Here is a 16,845-nt window from a genome sequence, read left to right on the forward strand (position 1 = left end):
TGTTGTTACGAGAAGCTGTTACCAGTTGTAAGCAACTTTACCGTAATAGAACGCGCCGCTGTAACCGTACGGCGAAAAAGTGCTATAGGCCAAATTGCCACCACTGCTGGCGTAGGCATTGAGTTTTTCCGGGTATTTGTCGGTGACGTTGTCGCCGCCAACGGTGAAGGTCCAGTTTTTCAGCTTGTAGTCGGCTGACAGGTCCAACAGCCAGGCGGCCTTGAAGCTCTGGTCGTTGGTCGGGTCGGCCTGGTAGCTGGTGAATGAACCATAGCGCACCAAATTACTGTGCAGCGCCCAGTTGCCGAAACTCAGGTCGTTGCCCAGGCTCAGCTTGTGCTGTGGCGTGGTATCGCCCAGCAGGCCGATGCGCTCGCGACGGTCCACCCGAACCAGGCTCGCGCCCAGGCTATCCAGTACGGACGGGTTGGCTTTTACGTCGGTGACCTTGGTGTGGTTGTAGTTGTAGCCCACGGTGCTGTTCCAGCGCACACCGTTGTCCAGTTGGTAGCGATAGTTGGCCACCAGGTCGACGCCATTGGTGGTGGTGTCGGTGGCGTTGGTGAAGTAGCGCACGGTGGTGTAGTTGATGTTGCCCACGCCATTGGCCTGCAGATACGCGAGCGCAGCCGGGTTCTTGCTCAGGTCCAGGTTGGAGGACAGGCTGATGCGGTCGCTGATGTCGATACGGTAGACATCGGCGGTCACGGTCAGGTTGTCGGTCGGCTCCAGCACCAGGCCGAGACTGTAGTTGCGGGATTTCTCGGCTTTCAGGTCTTCAGCGCCGAGCAGGCGCGCCACCTGGCTGTTGGCCGGGAAGGTGCCGGCTTCCTGGATGGTGTTGCCGATCAGTTGCGACGAGGTGTAGGCGAAGTTTTGCTGGGCCAGGGACGGCGCACGGAAACCGTTGGAAACACTGCCGCGCAAGGCCACTTGCGGGGTGAAGTCGTAGCGCGCCGAGAGCGAGCCGCTGACGTTGGAACCAAAATCACTGTAGTCCTCGTGGCGCACGGCGGCGGAGGCACTGAGTTTTTCGGTGAAGTTGGTTTCCAGGTCCAGGTACTGCGCCCAGTTGTGGCGCGTGCTGGTGCCGGCGTCGGAATCACGGAAGCCGCCCAGGCCCGAGCTGCCGGTCTGGTAGTAGGACGCCGGGTCGCCCGCCTTGATCTGGTAACCCTGGTCCAGGTATTCGCCGCCAAACGCCACCGACACCGGATACGGCAACCAGCCCAGGCTGAATTCCCGCGACAGGTCCAGGCTGAGTTGCTTCTGGTCATTGACCAACGTGCCATTGTCGAACTTGCGCGGCGTGGCCAGGCCCAGCGAGGTGTTGATGGTTTCGGTACCGATCTGGTACTGGTTCTTGCCGTAGTTGACCGACACATCGTAGTGCCAGTCATAGGCCAACAAGCCGCGCAGGCCGACCGCCAGGGACGTGTCTTCCACGTCACCGCGAATCAACGGCAGGTAACCGTTGGGGTTGAGCGCAGGAATGTTGTTGCTCGCGTTACTGGCCCGGTAGAACGCCGCCGTCTCGCCGCGGGTCTTGCTGTAGCCGCCAAACGCATAGAACTCGGCCGCATCGCTGAAGGAATATTCCGAGTTGAGAAACAGCTTGCCCTGGTCGGTAGCCGGCTCGCCCTGGCGGAACACCCGCTGGCCGTAGGTCGTCGAACCAACGCTGCCCGGACGCAGGTCCTTGCCGGCGCGGTTGGTGTAATCGTTGTCGGCGCCTTCGGCAGAGATGTTGATAAACCCGTTATCGCCCAGTGCCACACCGGTGTTGCCGCTGAGGTTGCGCTGGATACCGTCGCCCTTCTTGTACTCACCAAACTTGCTGGTGATCGAGCCGCCGTGGTCGTCATGCTTGAGGATCACGTTGATCACCCCGGCAATCGCATCGGAGCCGTAGCGGGCCGATGCGCCGTCACGCAGCACCTCGATATGGTCGACCGCCGACAACGGGATCGCATTCAAATCCGCCGGCGCCGAGCCACGCCCAACCGCACCGCCGAGATTGACGAAGGCACTGGTGTGGCGGCGCTTGCCGTTGACCAGCACCAACACCTGGTCCGGTGACAGGCCACGCAGCTGCGCCGGGCGCACCAGTTCGGCACCGTCTACCAGGCTCGGGCGTGGAAAGTTGATGGAAGGAATCAATCGGGCCAACACCGCGCCCAACTCATCAGAGCCGGTGCTGCGCAAGGTGTCGCCGGAAATCACATCGATAGGTGACAACGAGGCACTGGCGGTGCGCTCTTGGGCGCGGGTGCCGGTGACAATGACGGTATCGAGTTTGGGTACATCGGCAGTGGCCGTTTCGGCGGATGCCACTGGACTGAATCCCACAGCGGTCAGCAAATTAGCCGACAAAATCGCCGTGTACAGCAGGTGCTGCTTGTTGCTCCCCATACCGCTCCCCTTGGAATCAAAAGCCAGAACGTCAATGCTCTGAGCTCGTACGATCGATCCGTGTGGCGGACGGTGGCGGTCATTTATTGGTTATTGGCAGAAAGTCGGTAGTCCGTTGGCATATAGCTTAATGATATTTATGTAACAAATTAAATACCTTTAAAGAATAAGCGAATGCATAAGCCCAGGCCGCTCCGCTCATCAGGATTGGCTGCCTCAATCCCTGTAGTTTCAGCGCAGGTTCAGCCTGGGGGCACGCTGAGCCTTCAAAATAGGCGCCTGTCACGACCCACCTGGCCGCCAACCGAATCGACTACCGAGGTCACTCCATGAAATACCGACTGCCCAGCCTGTTGTTCCTGGCACAGGCCACCACCGCCCTGGCGGCGGAAGTGCCGACCCAGGACGAAAAAGGCTTCTGGTATGCCCAGACGAGCGTCTACACCCGGCATTTTGCGCCGGACAAGGACCACAACAACAACCAGGACCTGATCGGCCTGGAGCGCAATGAAGCGTCAGGCCTGGTGTATGGCGGGGCGACGTTTCGCAACTCGTTCAGCCAGCGTTCGTACTACGCCTATGCCGGCAAACGCTACGACATGCCCGATTACCCGGTGTACTTGAAGCTGACAGGGGGTGTGATCCAGGGCTATCGCGGCAAGTACCGCGACAAGATTCCCCTGAATGGACTGGGGGTGGCGCCGGTGATCATCCCCTCGGTGGGCACCCACTACGGGCCGGTCGCCGCCGAGCTGGTGTTGCTCGGGTTCAATGCGGCGATGGTGACCACGGGCGTTCGTTTCTGATCAAGCCACTGAAGGGCTTCTGTGGCGAGGGAGCTTGCTCCCGCTGGGTCGCGAAGCGGCCCCTGAAGTTCATGCGGTCTTACAGATAGAACCCAGCGACTGTTTCGGGGCCGCTGCGCAGCCCAGCGGGAGCAAGCTCCCTCGCCACACGTTACGGGCGGGGTGCGTAGGCAAATACGTCAGCACGCATCTGGTGCGCATCCATGCCGGCCTCGACCAGCGCATCCAGGGTGCCGTAGATCATCGCCGGTGAACCGCTGGCGTAGACATGCACGGCCTTGAGGTCGCTGATGTCTTCGCACACCGCTTCATGCAACAGCCCGCAGCGCCCTTCCCAGCCACACAGGTCGCTGACCACTTTGTGCAGGAACAGGTTGGGCAGTTGCAGCCATTGGTCCCAGTGCTCGATGTCGTAGAAGTCTTCCGGTCGACGTACACCCCAATACAGATGCACCGGGTGCTTGAAGCCACTGGCGCGACAGTGTTCGATCAGGCTATGCATCTGGGCCATGCCGGTGCCGGCGGCGATCAGCACCAGCGGCCCGTCGGGCAGTTCCGCCAGGTGGGTGTCGCCAAACGGCATTTCGATGCGGGCCATCTGGTTGCGCTGCAACTGCTCCAGCAGGCTGCGGGCGCTGTCTTCCCGGGCCAGCACGTGCAATTCCAGCTCGCGCCCGGCGTGGGGCGCCGAGGCCAGGGAGAATGCCGACTTCTCGCCGTTTTCCCGCTCGATCATCAGGTATTGCCCGGCGTGGTAGCGCACCGCCTTGCCGGCCGGAGCCCGCAGGCGCACGCGCCATACGTCACCGCCCACTTCAACGCATTCACTCAGTTGGCAAGACAGTTTGCGCACCGGCAATTCTCCCGGCGCCAGCACGCCATCCCACAACACAATGCAATCTTCCAGCGGTTCGGCAATGCAGGTATAGAACTCGCCATGGTCACGCACCTCACCGGCTTGCTGCACCCGGCCTTCCACCAGCAGCGCCGCGCACACGTGGCACACGCCATTGCGGCAGGCCTGGGGGCAATCGTAGCCCAGGCGGCGCGCACCCTCGAGGATCCGCTCGCCGGGCGTCAGTTCAAGTACCGCACCGGAAGGCTGCAGGGTTACACGCATCAATCTATTCCTAATTCTTTCCAGAGCGCATCGACACGGGCAGTGACCGCTTCGTCCTTGACGATCACGCGGCCCCATTCGCGGGTGGTTTCACCCGGCCATTTATGGGTGGCGTCCAGGCCCATTTTCGAGCCGAGGCCCGATACCGGGGAAGCAAAGTCGAGGTAGTCGATCGGCGTATTGTCGATCATCACCGTGTCGCGCTTGGGGTCCATGCGCGTGGTGATGGCCCAGATCACGTCGTTCCAGTCCCGGGCGTTGATGTCGTCGTCGGTGACAATAACGAACTTGGTGTACATGAACTGTCGCAAAAACGACCACACACCCAGCATTACCCGCTTGGCGTGGCCGGGGTACGACTTCTTCATCGTCACGATGGCCATGCGGTACGAGCAGCCTTCGGGCGGCAGGTAGAAGTCAGTGATTTCCGGAAACTGCTTTTGCAGGATCGGCACAAACACTTCGTTCAACGCCACGCCGAGGATCGCCGGCTCATCCGGCGGGCGGCCGGTGTAGGTGCTGTGGTAGATCGGCTTGATCCGGTGGGTGATGCGCTCGACGGTGAACACCGGGAAGCTGTCGACTTCGTTGTAGTAGCCGGTGTGGTCGCCGTAGGGGCCTTCATCGGCCATCTCGCCCGGGTGAATCACGCCTTCGAGGATGATTTCGGCGGTGGCCGGCACTTGCAGGTCGTTACCGCGGCATTTCACCAGCTCAGTGCGATTGCCGCGCAACAGGCCGGCGAAAGCGTACTCGGACAGGCTGTCGGGCACCGGCGTGACGGCGCCGAGGATGGTCGCCGGGTCGGCGCCCAGGGCCACGGAAACAGGGAATGGCTGGCCGGGATGCTTTTCGCACCACTCACGGAAATCCAGGGCGCCGCCACGGTGGCTCAACCAGCGCATGATGACCTTGTTGCGGCCAATCACTTGCTGACGGTAGATGCCGAGGTTCTGGCGGTCTTTGTTCGGGCCTTTGGTGACGGTCAGGCCCCAGGTGATCAGCGGGCCGACGTCGCCAGGCCAGCAGGTCTGCACGGGGAGCATGCCGAGGTCGACATCCTCGCCTTCGATCACCACTTCCTGGCAAACCGCGTCTTTCACGACCTTGGGGGCCATGGCGATGATCTTGCGGAAGATGGGCAGCTTCGACCAGGCGTCCTTGAGCCCCTTGGGTGGCTCGGGTTCCTTGAGGAAGGCCAGCAGCTTGCCGATCTCGCGCAGTTCGCTGACCGACTCGGCGCCCATGCCAAACGCCACGCGGTCGGGAGTGCCGAACAGGTTGCCGAGCACCGGGATATCAAAGCCCACCGGGTTTTCGAACAGCAGCGCCGGGCCCTTGTTGCGCAAGGTGCGGTCGCAAATCTCAGTCATCTCCAGGACCGGGGAAATCGGCACCTGGATACGTTTCAACTCTCCGCGCTGCTCAAGTTGCTGCACGAAATCCCGAAGATCCTTGAATTTCATTAACCATGCCACCCGTAAAATAGGCGTACATCCTACCTGCTCTTACGGTCGCTGGCAGCTTATTGAGCAGCATTGCCGACGACACAGACTCAAAGAGCCGATGCCTGGGTTTCATCGCGCAAGGCTTTGAACAAGGGTTCAAGAAACGCCTCGACATACCGCGAACCAACCGCCGAGAGGTGATTGTCGTCGGTGTACAGCGACTGACCGTCCAGTTCCACCCGGCACCAGTCATTCGCACTGCATAACTTGGGCGCCGGATCCATTACCTTTACCCCGGGATCAGCCGCCGCCATGCGCTCGAATACGCTGCTGATATAGGCCTGGCGCTGGAGGTGCTCATCCAGGGGCATGCCTTCTTTATCGGTGGGCCGGCCGAGCATCGCCAGGCGACTCAGGCGGTAAGGCGGACTGAATTCCTGCAGGGGGACTTCCTTGACCAGCCACACCCGATGACCGCTGGCGCGCAATTGCTGCACAAGGGCGCCCAGACTTTCAGCGAAGCGCCGCTCGGCGAAGGCGCGGTCATAGGTTCCGGTCGCCGGGTCCAGCAACGAAGCCTCGGTATCACCATCGCGCTGCCCATAGACATACAGGCTCCAGCGCGCCACCAGCACCACGTCGCTAAAGGTTTCCTTGCCGAGCAGCTGCGTGACCTGCTGGTTAAAGGCCAGGCAGCCCGGAACGCTTTCCTTGCGATTAAACGGCAGGCAACCGGCATAACCTGCCTGGGTGACGCTGACACCGTACTTGCTCGCGCCGTCTTGCAACGCCGGAACCAGCGCCGTGGCATGGCTATCGCCCCAGACCAGCGCGCGTGTCGGCGCGGACTGAGGCCCGAAATGACAAAATCCATGGTGGCGATTTTTCCCACCATCCACCAGGCAGGCCATGAGGTCCGGGCTCCACTCGCGCGCCTGGGCAAATTGCAGCGCCTCGGGCGACAGGCGCCAAGGCAAGCCCTTCGTCAAGACCAGGCCTTTGCCGAGCAGTCCCACCCCAAGCAGCGCGATACCCGCCGCCACCAGGATTTGCTTGCGCCCTGCCAACAGCCGACGCTCACGGAACGGCGCCTCGACAAACCGCCAGGACGCATAACCCAGCACCAGGCTCAACACAAACAGTGCACCAAGCTCCCACGGGCCCAGCCCGTCGACACTGGCGTACTTGCCAAACACGTACACCGGCCAGTGCCACAGGTACCAGGAGTAGGAGATCAGGCCAATCCCCACCAGCAAGCGGCTACCCAGCAGCTTGCTCGTCAGGGTAGTTTGCTGGCCGTTGGCCCAAATCAGGCAGACCACGCCCACCACCGGCAACAGCGCTGCGGCGCCGGGAAACGGCGTGCTCGGGTCATACGCGAAGACCGCCAGCAGGATCAGGCCGAGGCCGGCAAGGCTGACGGCCTGCGCCAACGCCGGGCTGGAGCGGTACTCGCGTACCGGCATTACCGCCAGCATTGCGCCCGCCAACAGCTCCCAGGCACGCATCTGCAGCAGGAAAAAGGCTCTTTCCGGAGCGTGGGCCACCGCCCATGTACTCATGCCGAATGACACCAGCAACAACACGAACAGCGCCGTGCGCCAATATTTGAACCGGCTCGACAGCAGTGTCAGCAGGAGTGGGAAGAGGATGTAGAACTGTTCTTCAACCGACAATGACCAGGTATGCAGCAACGGTTTGATATCGGAGGCCACATCAAAGTAACCGTCCTGGCGCATGAAAAACAGGTTGGAGATAAACACCACCTGGTTATGTATCGAGCGCCCCAACTCGCTGTAATCCTTGGGCGCCAGCAGAAACCAGCCCACCACCAGCGCGCCGAGCATCATCACGAACAGTGCCGGCAGGATACGCCGCGCTCGCCTGGCCCAGAAGCTGACAAAACTGAAACGGCCGGCCTCACGCTCGCGCCAGATGATCGAGGTGATCAAGTAGCCGGAGATCACGAAAAACACGTCGACGCCGACAAAGCCGCCGGTAAAGCCCGGTACACCAAAATGAAACAGCACAACAGCGAGCACAGCTATGGCACGCAGGCCGTCAATGTCCCTGCGATAAGCGAGAATGGTCATAAAATCTTGTAATTTGCCTGATCGGATGGACAGCGAGTGTAGTCACACACGCGAATTTGTTTCTAAACAGACACACACTAAAGCCAAAACTCCTTTTCCAGAAACAAAAAAAATGGCGCCCCATGGGGCGCCATCCTTTTTGACCGAAGCGTCGTGTTACTTGCGCTTCATCGACAGGAAGAACTCGTCGTTGGTCTTGGTGGTTTTCAGCTTGTCGATCAGGAACTCGATGGCCGCAACTTCGTCCATCGGGTGCAGCAGCTTGCGCAGGATCCACATGCGCTGCAGTTCGTCATCGGCGGTCAGCAACTCTTCGCGGCGCGTGCCGGAACGGTTGATGTTGATGGCAGGGAACACACGCTTTTCAGCGATACGGCGGTCCAAAGGCAGTTCCATGTTGCCGGTACCCTTGAACTCTTCGTAGATCACTTCATCCATCTTCGAACCGGTTTCAACCAGTGCGGTGGCGATGATGGTCAGCGAGCCGCCTTCTTCGATGTTCCGCGCAGCGCCGAAGAAACGTTTCGGTTTCTCCAGGGCGTGGGCATCGACACCACCGGTGAGCACCTTGCCGGAGCTTGGGATCACGGTGTTGTAGGCACGGGCCAGACGGGTGATGGAGTCGAGCAGGATCACCACATCTTTCTTGTGTTCGACCAGGCGCTTGGCCTTCTCGATCACCATTTCGGCAACCTGCACGTGGCGGGTTGGCGGCTCATCGAACGTCGAGGCAACCACTTCGCCGCGCACGGTGCGCTGCATTTCGGTTACTTCTTCCGGACGCTCATCGATCAGCAACACGATCAGGTGAACTTCAGGGTTATTACGGGCGATGTTCGCTGCGATGTTCTGCAGCATGATGGTCTTGCCGGCTTTCGGCGGGGCCACGATCAGGCCGCGCTGGCCTTTGCCGATCGGGGCACACAGGTCGATGACACGACCGGTCAAGTCTTCGGTGGAACCGTTGCCGGCTTCCATCTTCATGCGCACGGTCGGGAACAGCGGCGTCAGGTTCTCGAAGAGAATCTTGTTTTTCGCGTTCTCGGGACGATCGTAGTTGATCGTGTCGACCTTGAGCAGGGCGAAATAACGCTCGCCTTCCTTTGGAGGGCGGATCTTGCCAACGATGGTGTCACCGGTGCGCAAGTTGAAGCGACGGATCTGGCTCGGCGAGACGTAGATATCGTCTGGGCCGGCGAGATAGGAAGCGTCTGCAGAGCGGAGGAAGCCGAAGCCGTCCTGGAGAATCTCCAGCACGCCATCACCGGAGATTTCCTCGCCGCTTTTCGCGTGCTTTTTCAGCAGGGAGAAAATCACGTCCTGCTTGCGCGAACGGGCCATATTTTCTATGCCCATCTGTTCGGCCAATTCGAGCAGTTCGGTAATCGGCTTTTGCTTGAGTTCAGTCAGATTCATATAGGAATGACGTAATCATTTATGGAGGGGGGGAAATTAAGCTTTTGGCTTAATGAGGCCGCGCCGCAGAGAAGGCGACAGGATCGCGTACTAATCGAAAAGGAGAGCGTCGGCGACGGCTTGCAGGGGGCAGTGGAGAAACCAGTGCGGGGCCGAATGTACCACCTGAGTTTCAGAGCGTCTAGCCCTGTTTCACGAAAAAGCCCCGCAAATTGCGGGGCTTTTTGAGGACGCTTAGATATTGGCGTCGAGGAAAGCTTGCAGCTGGGACTTCGACAGCGCGCCGACCTTGGTGGCCTCGACGTTGCCGTTCTTGAACAGCATCAGGGTCGGGATACCACGCACGCCGTGCTTGGCCGGAGTTTCCTGGTTGTCATCGATGTTCAGCTTGGCAATGGTCAACTTGCCTTCGTAAGTGGTGGCAATGTCGTCCAGGACCGGAGCGATCATTTTGCAAGGACCGCACCACTCAGCCCAGTAGTCAACCAGCACCGGGCCCTGGGCCTTCAGTACTTCGGCCTCGAAGGTCGCGTCGGTGACGTGCTTGATAAGATCGTTGCTCATGGATGTCTCCGGGTTGTAAGCAAAAAAAACGTTGCCCATCATAGCCGCCCTTCCCGCGTTCAGGAAGCTGCAGCTGATTGACTCTTCCTATGATGGCGCATGAGTTTGGGTATAGCCCAACTCATGGGGTTACGGGAGTGATGAAGGCAATCCCTGTACGCAACGCCGCGTTACGCACATGTTCCTGCATGCTTTTCTGCGCCGCCCCGCTGGCGCGTCGGGCCAGGGCACGGAGGACCTTGCGGTGCTCCTGCCAGGTCTCCATGGCCCGCTCCGGCCGGATGAACGGTAGTTTCTGGCTCTCCAGGAACACCTCGGCACTGGCGCTGAGGATGCTCACCATCGCCTGATTGCCGCTGGCCAGCAGGATGCGCCGGTGGAATTCGAAGTCCAGCCGGGCGGCTGCCTCGAAATCACCGGCCTTCAGCTCCTTGCGCATCGCCTCGACGTTATCTTCCAGGATGTCCAACTCCCCGGTGGTCAGCGTCACCGCCGCCAGCCCCGCCGCAAAACCTTCCAGGGCGTAGCGCAGTTGAAAGATATCCAGCGGCGTCGCCTGTGCCGTAAACGGCCAGGCCAACCCCGGCAGCTCTTCGGCCGCTTGCACGAACACGCCTTTGCCCGGCTGCACACTTACCACGCCCAAGGCACTGAGGGACGACAAGGCTTCACGCAAAGAGGCCCGGCTCACGCCCAATTGCAGCGCCAGGTCGCGCTGGGAGGGCAACGCATCACCCGGCCCGAAGCCCTCGTCAGCGATCAATTTGCGGATGGCCTGTAGCGCCACTTCCGGTACGGCTTGGGCGATGAAATTCATAAGAAACTCAGGTTTCCAGTCAACTGAGCGGCTAGTTGTAAAGCTATTCGCAGCGCCCGGCAAGCCACGCCCCAAAGGGGCTCGCGCGGTTTTGACGGCGCTCGAAAAGGGTGCAGAAAACCCAGTAACTGTTCAGACCAGTAAGACCGCCAAGACTCAACAGCCACCGGCTCTGGCGCGAAATACGGCGGTGCTGGCATGGGCTGTGCACTGACAAAAATCGGAAAATCCTTTCGTCCTTTTCGGAGAGTCGCCATGACCAAGCGTTACAGCGCCCTGCTCACTGCCCTGTTTGCCAGCCTGATGCTGAGCCAGGCGCCCGCCCAGGCCAACGGTCTGGACGATATCGTCGCCCGTGGCACCCTCAAGGTGGCCGTGCCCCAGGATTTCCCGCCGTTCGGCTCGGTCGGCCCGGACATGAAGCCCCGCGGCCTGGACATCGACACCGCAAAGCTTTTGGCCGACCAGCTCAAGGTCAAGCTTGAACTGACCCCGGTCAACAGCACCAACCGCATCCCGTTCCTCACCACCGGCAAGGTCGACCTGGTGATTTCCAGCCTGGGCAAGAACGCCGAGCGCGAGAAGGTCATCGACTTCTCCAAGGCCTACGCGCCCTTCTACCTCGCCGTATTCGGCCCACCCGATGCGCCGATCAGCACCGTTGACGACCTCAAGGGCAAAACCATCAGCGTGACCCGTGGCGCCATCGAAGACATCGAGCTGACCGCCGTGGCGCCTAAAGAGGCGACGATCAAGCGCTTTGAAGACAACAACTCGACCATCGCCGCCTACCTCGCCGGCCAGGTGGACCTGATCGCCAGCGGCAACGTGGTGATGGTGGCCATCAGCGAACGCAACCCCAAGCGCGTGCCGGCACTGAAAGTGAAGCTCAAGGACTCGCCGGTGTACGTGGGCGTGAACAAGAACGAGCCGGCGCTGCTGGACAAGGTGAACCAGATCCTGGTCGCGGCCAAGGCCGACGGCAGCCTGGAAAAGAATGCATTGCAGTGGCTCAAAGAGCCGCTGCCGGCTGATCTCTGAGCGCGGTAACGAGGGTTAGCCTATGGCCTATCAATTCGACTTTGTGCCGGTCCTGGCCAATACCGATCTGTTGCTGCGCGGCGCGCTGTTCACACTTGAACTGACCGCCATCGGCGCCGTGCTGGGTGTGGCGCTGGGAATCGTCGGCGCCGTGGTGCGGGCGTGGAAGATCCAGCCGTTCAGTTGGATCTTCGGCGTGTACGTCGAGTTGATCCGCAACACGCCGTTCCTGGTGCAGTTGTTTTTCATCTTCTTCGGCCTGCCGTCCCTCGGCCTGAAAATCACCGAATGGCAGGCGGCAGTGCTGGCGATGGTGATCAACCTGGGGGCGTACTCCACCGAGATCATCCGCGCCGGGATCCAGGCGATCCCCCGCGGGCAACTGGAAGCGGCGGCCGCGCTGGCGATGACACGTTTCGAGGCGTTCCGCCATGTGGTGTTGCTGCCCGCGCTGGGCAAGGTCTGGCCGGCCCTGAGCAGCCAGATCATCATCGTGATGCTCGGCTCGGCGGTCTGCTCGCAGATCGCCACCGAGGAACTGAGCTTTGCCGCCAACTTTATCCAGTCGCGCAACTTCCGCGCCTTTGAAACCTATGCGCTGACGACCCTGGTCTACCTGTGCATGGCGCTGATGATCCGCCAATTGCTGAACTGGATCGGCCGGCGCTATGTCATGAGGAACGCCCGATGAGTGATTTTTCGTTCTGGGACATCGTGCGCAACCTGCTCACCGGTTTGCAGTGGACCTTGCTGCTGTCGCTGGTGGCGTTCATCGGCGGCGGCGTGATCGGTTTGCTGGTGATGACTATGCGCATCAGCACCAAGGCGTTCCCGCGCAATGTCGCCCGCACCTATATCGAACTGTTCCAGGGCACGCCGCTGTTGATGCAACTGTTCCTGGTGTTCTTCGGCATCGCCTTGCTCGGCGTGGACATTTCGCCCTGGCTGGCGGCGGCGATTGCCTTGACCCTGTTCACCAGCGCCTACCTGGCCGAAATCTGGCGTGGCTGCGTCGACTCCATCGCCCACGGCCAATGGGAGGCGTCCGCGAGCCTGGCCCTGAACCCGCTGGAGCAATTGCGCTACGTGATCCTGCCCCAGGCCCTGCGCATTGCCGTGGCGCCAACCGTGGGTTTCTCGGTGCAAGTGGTCAAGGGCACCGCCGTGACCTCGATCATCGGCTTCACCGAGCTGACCAAGACCGGCGGCATGCTCGCCAACGCTACCTTCGAACCCTTCATGGTCTATGGCCTGGTGGCGCTGGGTTACTTCCTGCTCTGCTACCCCTTGTCCCTCAGTGCGCGCTACCTGGAAAGGAGACTGCATGCCTCTGCTTAGAATTTCCGCCCTGCATAAATATTACGGCGATCACCACGTACTCAAGGGCATTGACCTGAGTGTCGAAGAAGGCCAGGTGGTGGCGATCATCGGTCGCAGCGGCTCGGGCAAATCCACCCTGCTGCGCACCCTCAATGGCCTGGAGTCGATCAACGACGGCGTGATCGAGGTCGACGGCGAATACCTCGACGCCGCCCGCGCCGACCTGCGCACCCTGCGGCAGAAAGTCGGCATGGTGTTCCAGCAGTTCAACCTGTTCCCACACCTGACGGTGGGCGAAAACGTCATGCTTGCGCCGCAAGTGGTGCAGAAAGTGCCGAAAGCCAAGGCCGCACAATTGGCGCGACAAATGCTCGAGCGCGTTGGGCTGGGGGAGAAGTTCGACGCGTTCCCCGATCGTTTGTCCGGCGGCCAGCAGCAGCGGGTAGCAATCGCCCGGGCACTGGCGATGTCGCCCAAAGTGCTGCTGTGCGATGAAATCACCTCGGCCCTGGACCCGGAGCTGGTCAACGAAGTGCTCAGCGTAGTGCGCCAACTGGCCAAGGATGGCATGACACTGATCATGGTCACCCATGAGATGCGTTTTGCCCGGGAAGTGGGTGACAAGCTGGTGTTCATGCACCAGGGCAAGGTGCATGAAGTGGGCGACCCGAAAATCCTGTTTGCCAATCCGCAGACCGCGGAGCTGGCCAACTTCATCGGTTCGGTGGAGCGCACGGACTGAGGCATCAGGCCCCGGGCGCCCACTCAAAACCGCCCAGCCCCTCAAATGTCGTTTCATCCCTGACGGCCAGCAAAGCCGCAGGCAGGAAGGTCTCGACGTTGACCAGGGCGGTGAAGCGGCGCCCATGCACCGGCATACCCGCTACGTGTGCAACAAGCCTATGGCCCGGCAGCAATCGTCCGGTCGCCGGCTCTTCAGACAGGTGCGGCGTTACCAGCTCAACGGATTTTCCATCGACTTGAGCGGACTGCAGGCTCAGGGTGAAATGCCCCTGGTGCCCAAACCGAAAGCCCTCCAGGCCTGCGGGTACGCCCGTAAAGCGCAGCGCCATGGATACAGGCACCTCACAGGCCATGCTCAGGCGAAGCGTGCGCTTGCCCAGCGCGATCTGTGGGTGGCCCCGCTCGGCTTGGCGAACCAGACCGTAATCAACCCGGGGCTGGCTCAAGAACACCTGGCAGTTATCTGCCCGCGCCTCATTGGCCAACACCACGACAAACAGCAGCAGGTAAAGGATAAGCCCATGACGCAGACGTCCACCGTCAAAAGGCCCCATCGGCTCAGAGGGTACGGCAGACCGCCGAACCTGTTTCATAGAATTTGTCGTCATTGGATTCTGGCTCAAGGTTCAGTTGCAACGAGCAGGTGCTTGAATCTGGCAAGGAGATGTTCAGCGCTCGCGACTCATCCAGGCTGTTAAGGAAGACCATGCCCTCGCCCACGACGCTGGTCAGGAAAGCATTGTTGCTGTCGAAAACCGAGGCTCCCTGGGGCAAGGGTTGGCCGTGCGCGTCACGGACCTCAAGCAATACACGGCGCACTTTCACTACTTCGAAATCGATCGTGTTGAAGGAACCGCGTCCGGCCGCAAGGACCTTGGTGCCGTTTTTCAGATCGATGCGCTTGGGCAGGGATTGGGTTTGCACCTCGACATTGCTGCTGCGGTAGGCAGGCAGGCTGGCGATCACCGCCTGCCCGCGGTAGTCAGTCCAGACCGGCCCCTGCGGCGTCGAAACCTTGGCTGCCCCGACATTACCCACCGAGACAATGCCAAAGGTGTCCTGGACGGCATAGGGCGAGAACGTCATGCCCCTATCGTGGACCACCACGCCGCCCTGCAATTGGCCGGTATACCCGGTGCTCAATGAATCATGTCGCACACCCAGCCCTATCTGGGTGTAACGCGGCATGGCATTCACGCGGGCGTGAACAGCCTGTGTACGGCTCGCCTGCTCACGCGCAACCCCCACTTCATAGTTCACATAGTCGTTGACCCGATCGCTGAAGGCGGTCCCAAGATCGAACCTGTCGCCCCGCCGACTGGCATACGAGGTGACGCGGCGATCCCCACCGAACGGCACGGTGACCTGCAACCGAAGCGAAAGCCCCTTATCCGACACATCGCTGCGCTCGTCTCGAACGGTGTTCTTGCCCTTGCGCGGTCGAGAGCCGCCCACCCGGGAATCCGCAATCAAAGCCACCTGGGTGTCATTGAACTGCTGGTTCCATGAGGCAAAGACGTGCTCGGCGGAGCGATCATCAAATTGCGAGCTGCGGGAATAACTGACGGAAAAGCCTCCCAGGGACGGGTCTACCCAACTCAAACCTACCGTGTATTGGTCCTTGAAGCGGGCATCCCGCTGGTCACGCCGCGTCGACTGCCCCACTTCCAGTACTTCGCGATAACCCCGCGTCTGGGTAGTGGCACTCGACGTCATTTCAATGCCGGCGAACAGCGGACTTCCCACGGTGACGGAGCTGCGAGCCCCGGTAACTTCGTCCCGGCCATCGCGAGACAGGTTCTGGCGCACGCCAACCGAAAGGTGCTGGAAAAAAACACTGCTCCACACGCCACCCGCCGCCTGGTATTCGTCGGTACTCAACAGGCCGAATCCCAGTGACGAGTTGCGCCCCAATCCCCAGGTTCCACTGCCCATCGCCACGACCGGAGGCTCCCCGGCACCCGGATTTGCCCCGCGCACCTTGCCCAGGGAGAAGTAATAACCGGGCTCTATCGGTACCGCCCCCGCAAAGGACGCGGCAGGGACGGTGAACCCATGCCTGCCACCGCGAGTGCCAATGACACTGACCTCAAGATCGCTGGTGCCATTGAGTATGGGTAATCCGGTCAACGTGAACGGGCCTTCCGGTACCAGTGTGGTATGGATCAACACCCCGGCCTGGCGCACCTCGACCCGGGATGGGCTCTGGGCCAGACCTTCGACCACCACGCTGCTGCCACCCGGACTGCGCGATTGGCCATCCGGCGAGAGCTGGAAACCCGACAGCTGTAACCCACCGAACACCGGGTTGTTGCTGGAAATCTGCCCGACCTGGAAGGTCGACTTCAGGGGCGCGAAATCGCGTTGGGCGTAGGCATTCACATGCTCGCTGCTGCGCTTGCCGTTATCGGAGACAAAGAATTGGCGGCTTCGGACGATCCAGTTGCCGATATTGAATCCCGCCTCGGTGTAGGCCGAAACCGAGCGGGAAGAGTCGCTGTTGAAGCGCTCTTCGAATCCCTGCACATCGTAATTGAACAAGGCTGCCGTGCCGCCCTGGGAGAAACTGCCGACATCCCATTCGGCCTCGCGCATTGACTGAGTAGGCACCACCAGCGATACCTCATCGCTGCCGGGGCGCAACTTGACGATGGTCGCGGGGTAAGCACCGAGAAAGTCATGACACGCCTGATCGGGCGCGATGCCCGGCCGAATAATCGCGGCGGGCAACCGCAACCCGGCCTTGTCCAGCAGGACCGGGGTAAAACACAACTGCCCCTGGTAGTCGAAGCGTGCCTCCACCAGGCCCAATGAGGTGCCGTTGACCTGCAGCCCCACCACGTGCACGCCCTCGCGGAATCGCGCAGCACTGCGAAAATAATGGGCAACCTTCGGGTCGATCCCGTTCGCCGACAAGACCGCCAGATCAAAACCCGATCCGAGTTCCAGCGCGCAGGCGGGAAGGCTCCACAGCGTTGCCAGGCCGATACAAGTCCGGGAAACCGAGGTTCGAATGGGTCGTACAGAGAGGCTCCAATCGTTTGCATGGGTAGCATTTCTCATA

The 16,845-nt window shown here is 60.9% G+C and carries 14 protein-coding genes; 5 read left to right on the plus strand and 9 right to left on the minus strand.

Annotated elements, in window-relative coordinates; all coding sequences use genetic code 11:
* Nucleotides 1–18 precede the first annotated feature (18 nt).
* Nucleotides 19–2,412 (minus strand): TonB-dependent siderophore receptor, encoded by a 2,394-nt coding sequence (locus HX811_RS18315; protein ID WP_008438880.1) that lies wholly within the window; start codon nt 2,410–2,412, stop codon nt 19–21.
* 329 nt (nt 2,413–2,741) lie between these two features.
* Between HX811_RS18315 and HX811_RS18320 the strand changes: the two genes are divergently transcribed.
* Nucleotides 2,742–3,218, plus strand: a complete 477-nt coding sequence (locus HX811_RS18320; RefSeq protein WP_003213979.1) for a hypothetical protein — start codon at nt 2,742–2,744, stop codon at nt 3,216–3,218.
* Between the two features lie 151 nt (nt 3,219–3,369).
* Here the strand turns inward: HX811_RS18320 and HX811_RS18325 are convergent, their stop codons facing one another.
* The 6 genes from HX811_RS18325 to HX811_RS18350 all read right to left on the minus strand — a co-directional run bounded on the left by HX811_RS18325 (nt 3,370) and on the right by HX811_RS18350 (nt 10,676).
* Nucleotides 3,370–4,338: a CDP-6-deoxy-delta-3,4-glucoseen reductase gene (locus tag HX811_RS18325; RefSeq protein ID WP_003213981.1), complete on the minus strand. Its 969-nt coding sequence runs from the start codon at nt 4,336–4,338 to the stop codon at nt 3,370–3,372.
* Nucleotides 4,338–5,804 carry a 4-hydroxy-3-polyprenylbenzoate decarboxylase gene (gene ubiD, locus HX811_RS18330; RefSeq protein WP_008438879.1) on the minus strand — a complete coding sequence of 489 codons (1,467 nt, stop codon included), beginning with the start codon at nt 5,802–5,804 and terminating at the stop codon, nt 4,338–4,340. Before ubiD ends, HX811_RS18325 begins: the two co-directional genes overlap by 1 nt.
* Nucleotides 5,805–5,893: 89 nt before the next feature.
* Entirely contained in the window at nt 5,894–7,879 is a 1,986-nt protein-coding gene (locus HX811_RS18335) for an acyltransferase family protein (RefSeq protein WP_177046798.1), read from the minus strand.
* A 156-nt stretch (nt 7,880–8,035) separates the two neighbouring features.
* The gene (rho, locus tag HX811_RS18340; protein ID WP_008438874.1) at nt 8,036–9,295 is read right to left on the minus strand and encodes a transcription termination factor Rho; all 1,260 of its coding nucleotides are present in this window, start codon (nt 9,293–9,295) and stop codon (nt 8,036–8,038) included.
* Between the two features lie 234 nt (nt 9,296–9,529).
* Entirely contained in the window at nt 9,530–9,859 is a 330-nt protein-coding gene (gene trxA / locus HX811_RS18345; RefSeq protein WP_003213989.1) for a thioredoxin TrxA, read from the minus strand.
* 121 nt (nt 9,860–9,980) lie between these two features.
* A complete protein-coding gene (locus HX811_RS18350) occupies nt 9,981–10,676 on the minus strand; it encodes a FadR/GntR family transcriptional regulator (protein ID WP_177046800.1) in 696 nt (231 codons plus the stop codon).
* 255 nt (nt 10,677–10,931) lie between these two features.
* Between HX811_RS18350 and HX811_RS18355 the strand changes: the two genes are divergently transcribed.
* From HX811_RS18355 to HX811_RS18370, 4 genes are read left to right on the plus strand one after another with little or no spacing between them, the layout of a single operon-like run.
* Nucleotides 10,932–11,717 carry a transporter substrate-binding domain-containing protein gene (locus HX811_RS18355; protein ID WP_177046802.1) on the plus strand — a complete coding sequence of 262 codons (786 nt, stop codon included), beginning with the start codon at nt 10,932–10,934 and terminating at the stop codon, nt 11,715–11,717.
* 22 nt (nt 11,718–11,739) lie between these two features.
* Nucleotides 11,740–12,408: an amino acid ABC transporter permease gene (locus tag HX811_RS18360; RefSeq protein WP_003213995.1), complete on the plus strand. Its 669-nt coding sequence runs from the start codon at nt 11,740–11,742 to the stop codon at nt 12,406–12,408.
* Complete coding sequence (locus HX811_RS18365; RefSeq protein ID WP_003213996.1) at nt 12,405–13,055, plus strand: amino acid ABC transporter permease; 651 nt, start codon at nt 12,405–12,407, stop codon at nt 13,053–13,055. Before HX811_RS18360 ends, HX811_RS18365 begins: the two co-directional genes overlap by 4 nt.
* Nucleotides 13,042–13,779: an amino acid ABC transporter ATP-binding protein gene (locus HX811_RS18370; protein ID WP_003213999.1), complete on the plus strand. Its 738-nt coding sequence runs from the start codon at nt 13,042–13,044 to the stop codon at nt 13,777–13,779. The genes HX811_RS18365 and HX811_RS18370 overlap by 14 nt, the downstream gene beginning before the upstream one ends.
* 4 nt (nt 13,780–13,783) lie before the next feature.
* Here HX811_RS18370 and HX811_RS18375 read toward each other — a convergent pair whose 3' ends face one another.
* Nucleotides 13,784–14,374 carry a hypothetical protein gene (locus tag HX811_RS18375; RefSeq protein WP_177046804.1) on the minus strand — a complete coding sequence of 197 codons (591 nt, stop codon included), beginning with the start codon at nt 14,372–14,374 and terminating at the stop codon, nt 13,784–13,786.
* The gene (locus tag HX811_RS18380) at nt 14,340–16,844 is read right to left on the minus strand and encodes a fimbria/pilus outer membrane usher protein (protein WP_256344442.1); all 2,505 of its coding nucleotides are present in this window, start codon (nt 16,842–16,844) and stop codon (nt 14,340–14,342) included. Before HX811_RS18380 ends, HX811_RS18375 begins: the two co-directional genes overlap by 35 nt.
* Nucleotide 16,845 lies beyond the last annotated feature (1 nt).

This window comes from Pseudomonas sp. F8002, from assembly GCF_013385495.1.
Lineage (GTDB): Bacteria > Pseudomonadota > Gammaproteobacteria > Pseudomonadales > Pseudomonadaceae > Aquipseudomonas.

What these genes read in the sequence shown, in the direction of transcription:
- HX811_RS18315 (WP_008438880.1), bottom strand. Translation starts at nt 2,412, where the DNA reads ATGGGGAGCAACAAGCAGCACCTGCTGTACACGGCGATTTTGTCGGCT.
- HX811_RS18320 (WP_003213979.1), top strand. Translation starts at nt 2,742, where the DNA reads ATGAAATACCGACTGCCCAGCCTGTTGTTCCTGGCACAGGCCACCACC.
- HX811_RS18325 (WP_003213981.1), bottom strand. Translation starts at nt 4,338, where the DNA reads ATGCGTGTAACCCTGCAGCCTTCCGGTGCGGTACTTGAACTGACGCCC.
- ubiD (WP_008438879.1), bottom strand. Translation starts at nt 5,804, where the DNA reads ATGAAATTCAAGGATCTTCGGGATTTCGTGCAGCAACTTGAGCAGCGC.
- HX811_RS18335 (WP_177046798.1), bottom strand. Translation starts at nt 7,879, where the DNA reads ATGACCATTCTCGCTTATCGCAGGGACATTGACGGCCTGCGTGCCATA.
- rho (WP_008438874.1), bottom strand. Translation starts at nt 9,295, where the DNA reads ATGAATCTGACTGAACTCAAGCAAAAGCCGATTACCGAACTGCTCGAA.
- trxA (WP_003213989.1), bottom strand. Translation starts at nt 9,859, where the DNA reads ATGAGCAACGATCTTATCAAGCACGTCACCGACGCGACCTTCGAGGCC.
- HX811_RS18350 (WP_177046800.1), bottom strand. Translation starts at nt 10,676, where the DNA reads ATGAATTTCATCGCCCAAGCCGTACCGGAAGTGGCGCTACAGGCCATC.
- HX811_RS18355 (WP_177046802.1), top strand. Translation starts at nt 10,932, where the DNA reads ATGACCAAGCGTTACAGCGCCCTGCTCACTGCCCTGTTTGCCAGCCTG.
- HX811_RS18360 (WP_003213995.1), top strand. Translation starts at nt 11,740, where the DNA reads ATGGCCTATCAATTCGACTTTGTGCCGGTCCTGGCCAATACCGATCTG.
- HX811_RS18365 (WP_003213996.1), top strand. Translation starts at nt 12,405, where the DNA reads ATGAGTGATTTTTCGTTCTGGGACATCGTGCGCAACCTGCTCACCGGT.
- HX811_RS18370 (WP_003213999.1), top strand. Translation starts at nt 13,042, where the DNA reads ATGCCTCTGCTTAGAATTTCCGCCCTGCATAAATATTACGGCGATCAC.
- HX811_RS18375 (WP_177046804.1), bottom strand. Translation starts at nt 14,374, where the DNA reads ATGAAACAGGTTCGGCGGTCTGCCGTACCCTCTGAGCCGATGGGGCCT.
- HX811_RS18380 (WP_256344442.1), bottom strand. Translation starts at nt 16,844, where the DNA reads ATGAGAAATGCTACCCATGCAAACGATTGGAGCCTCTCTGTACGACCC.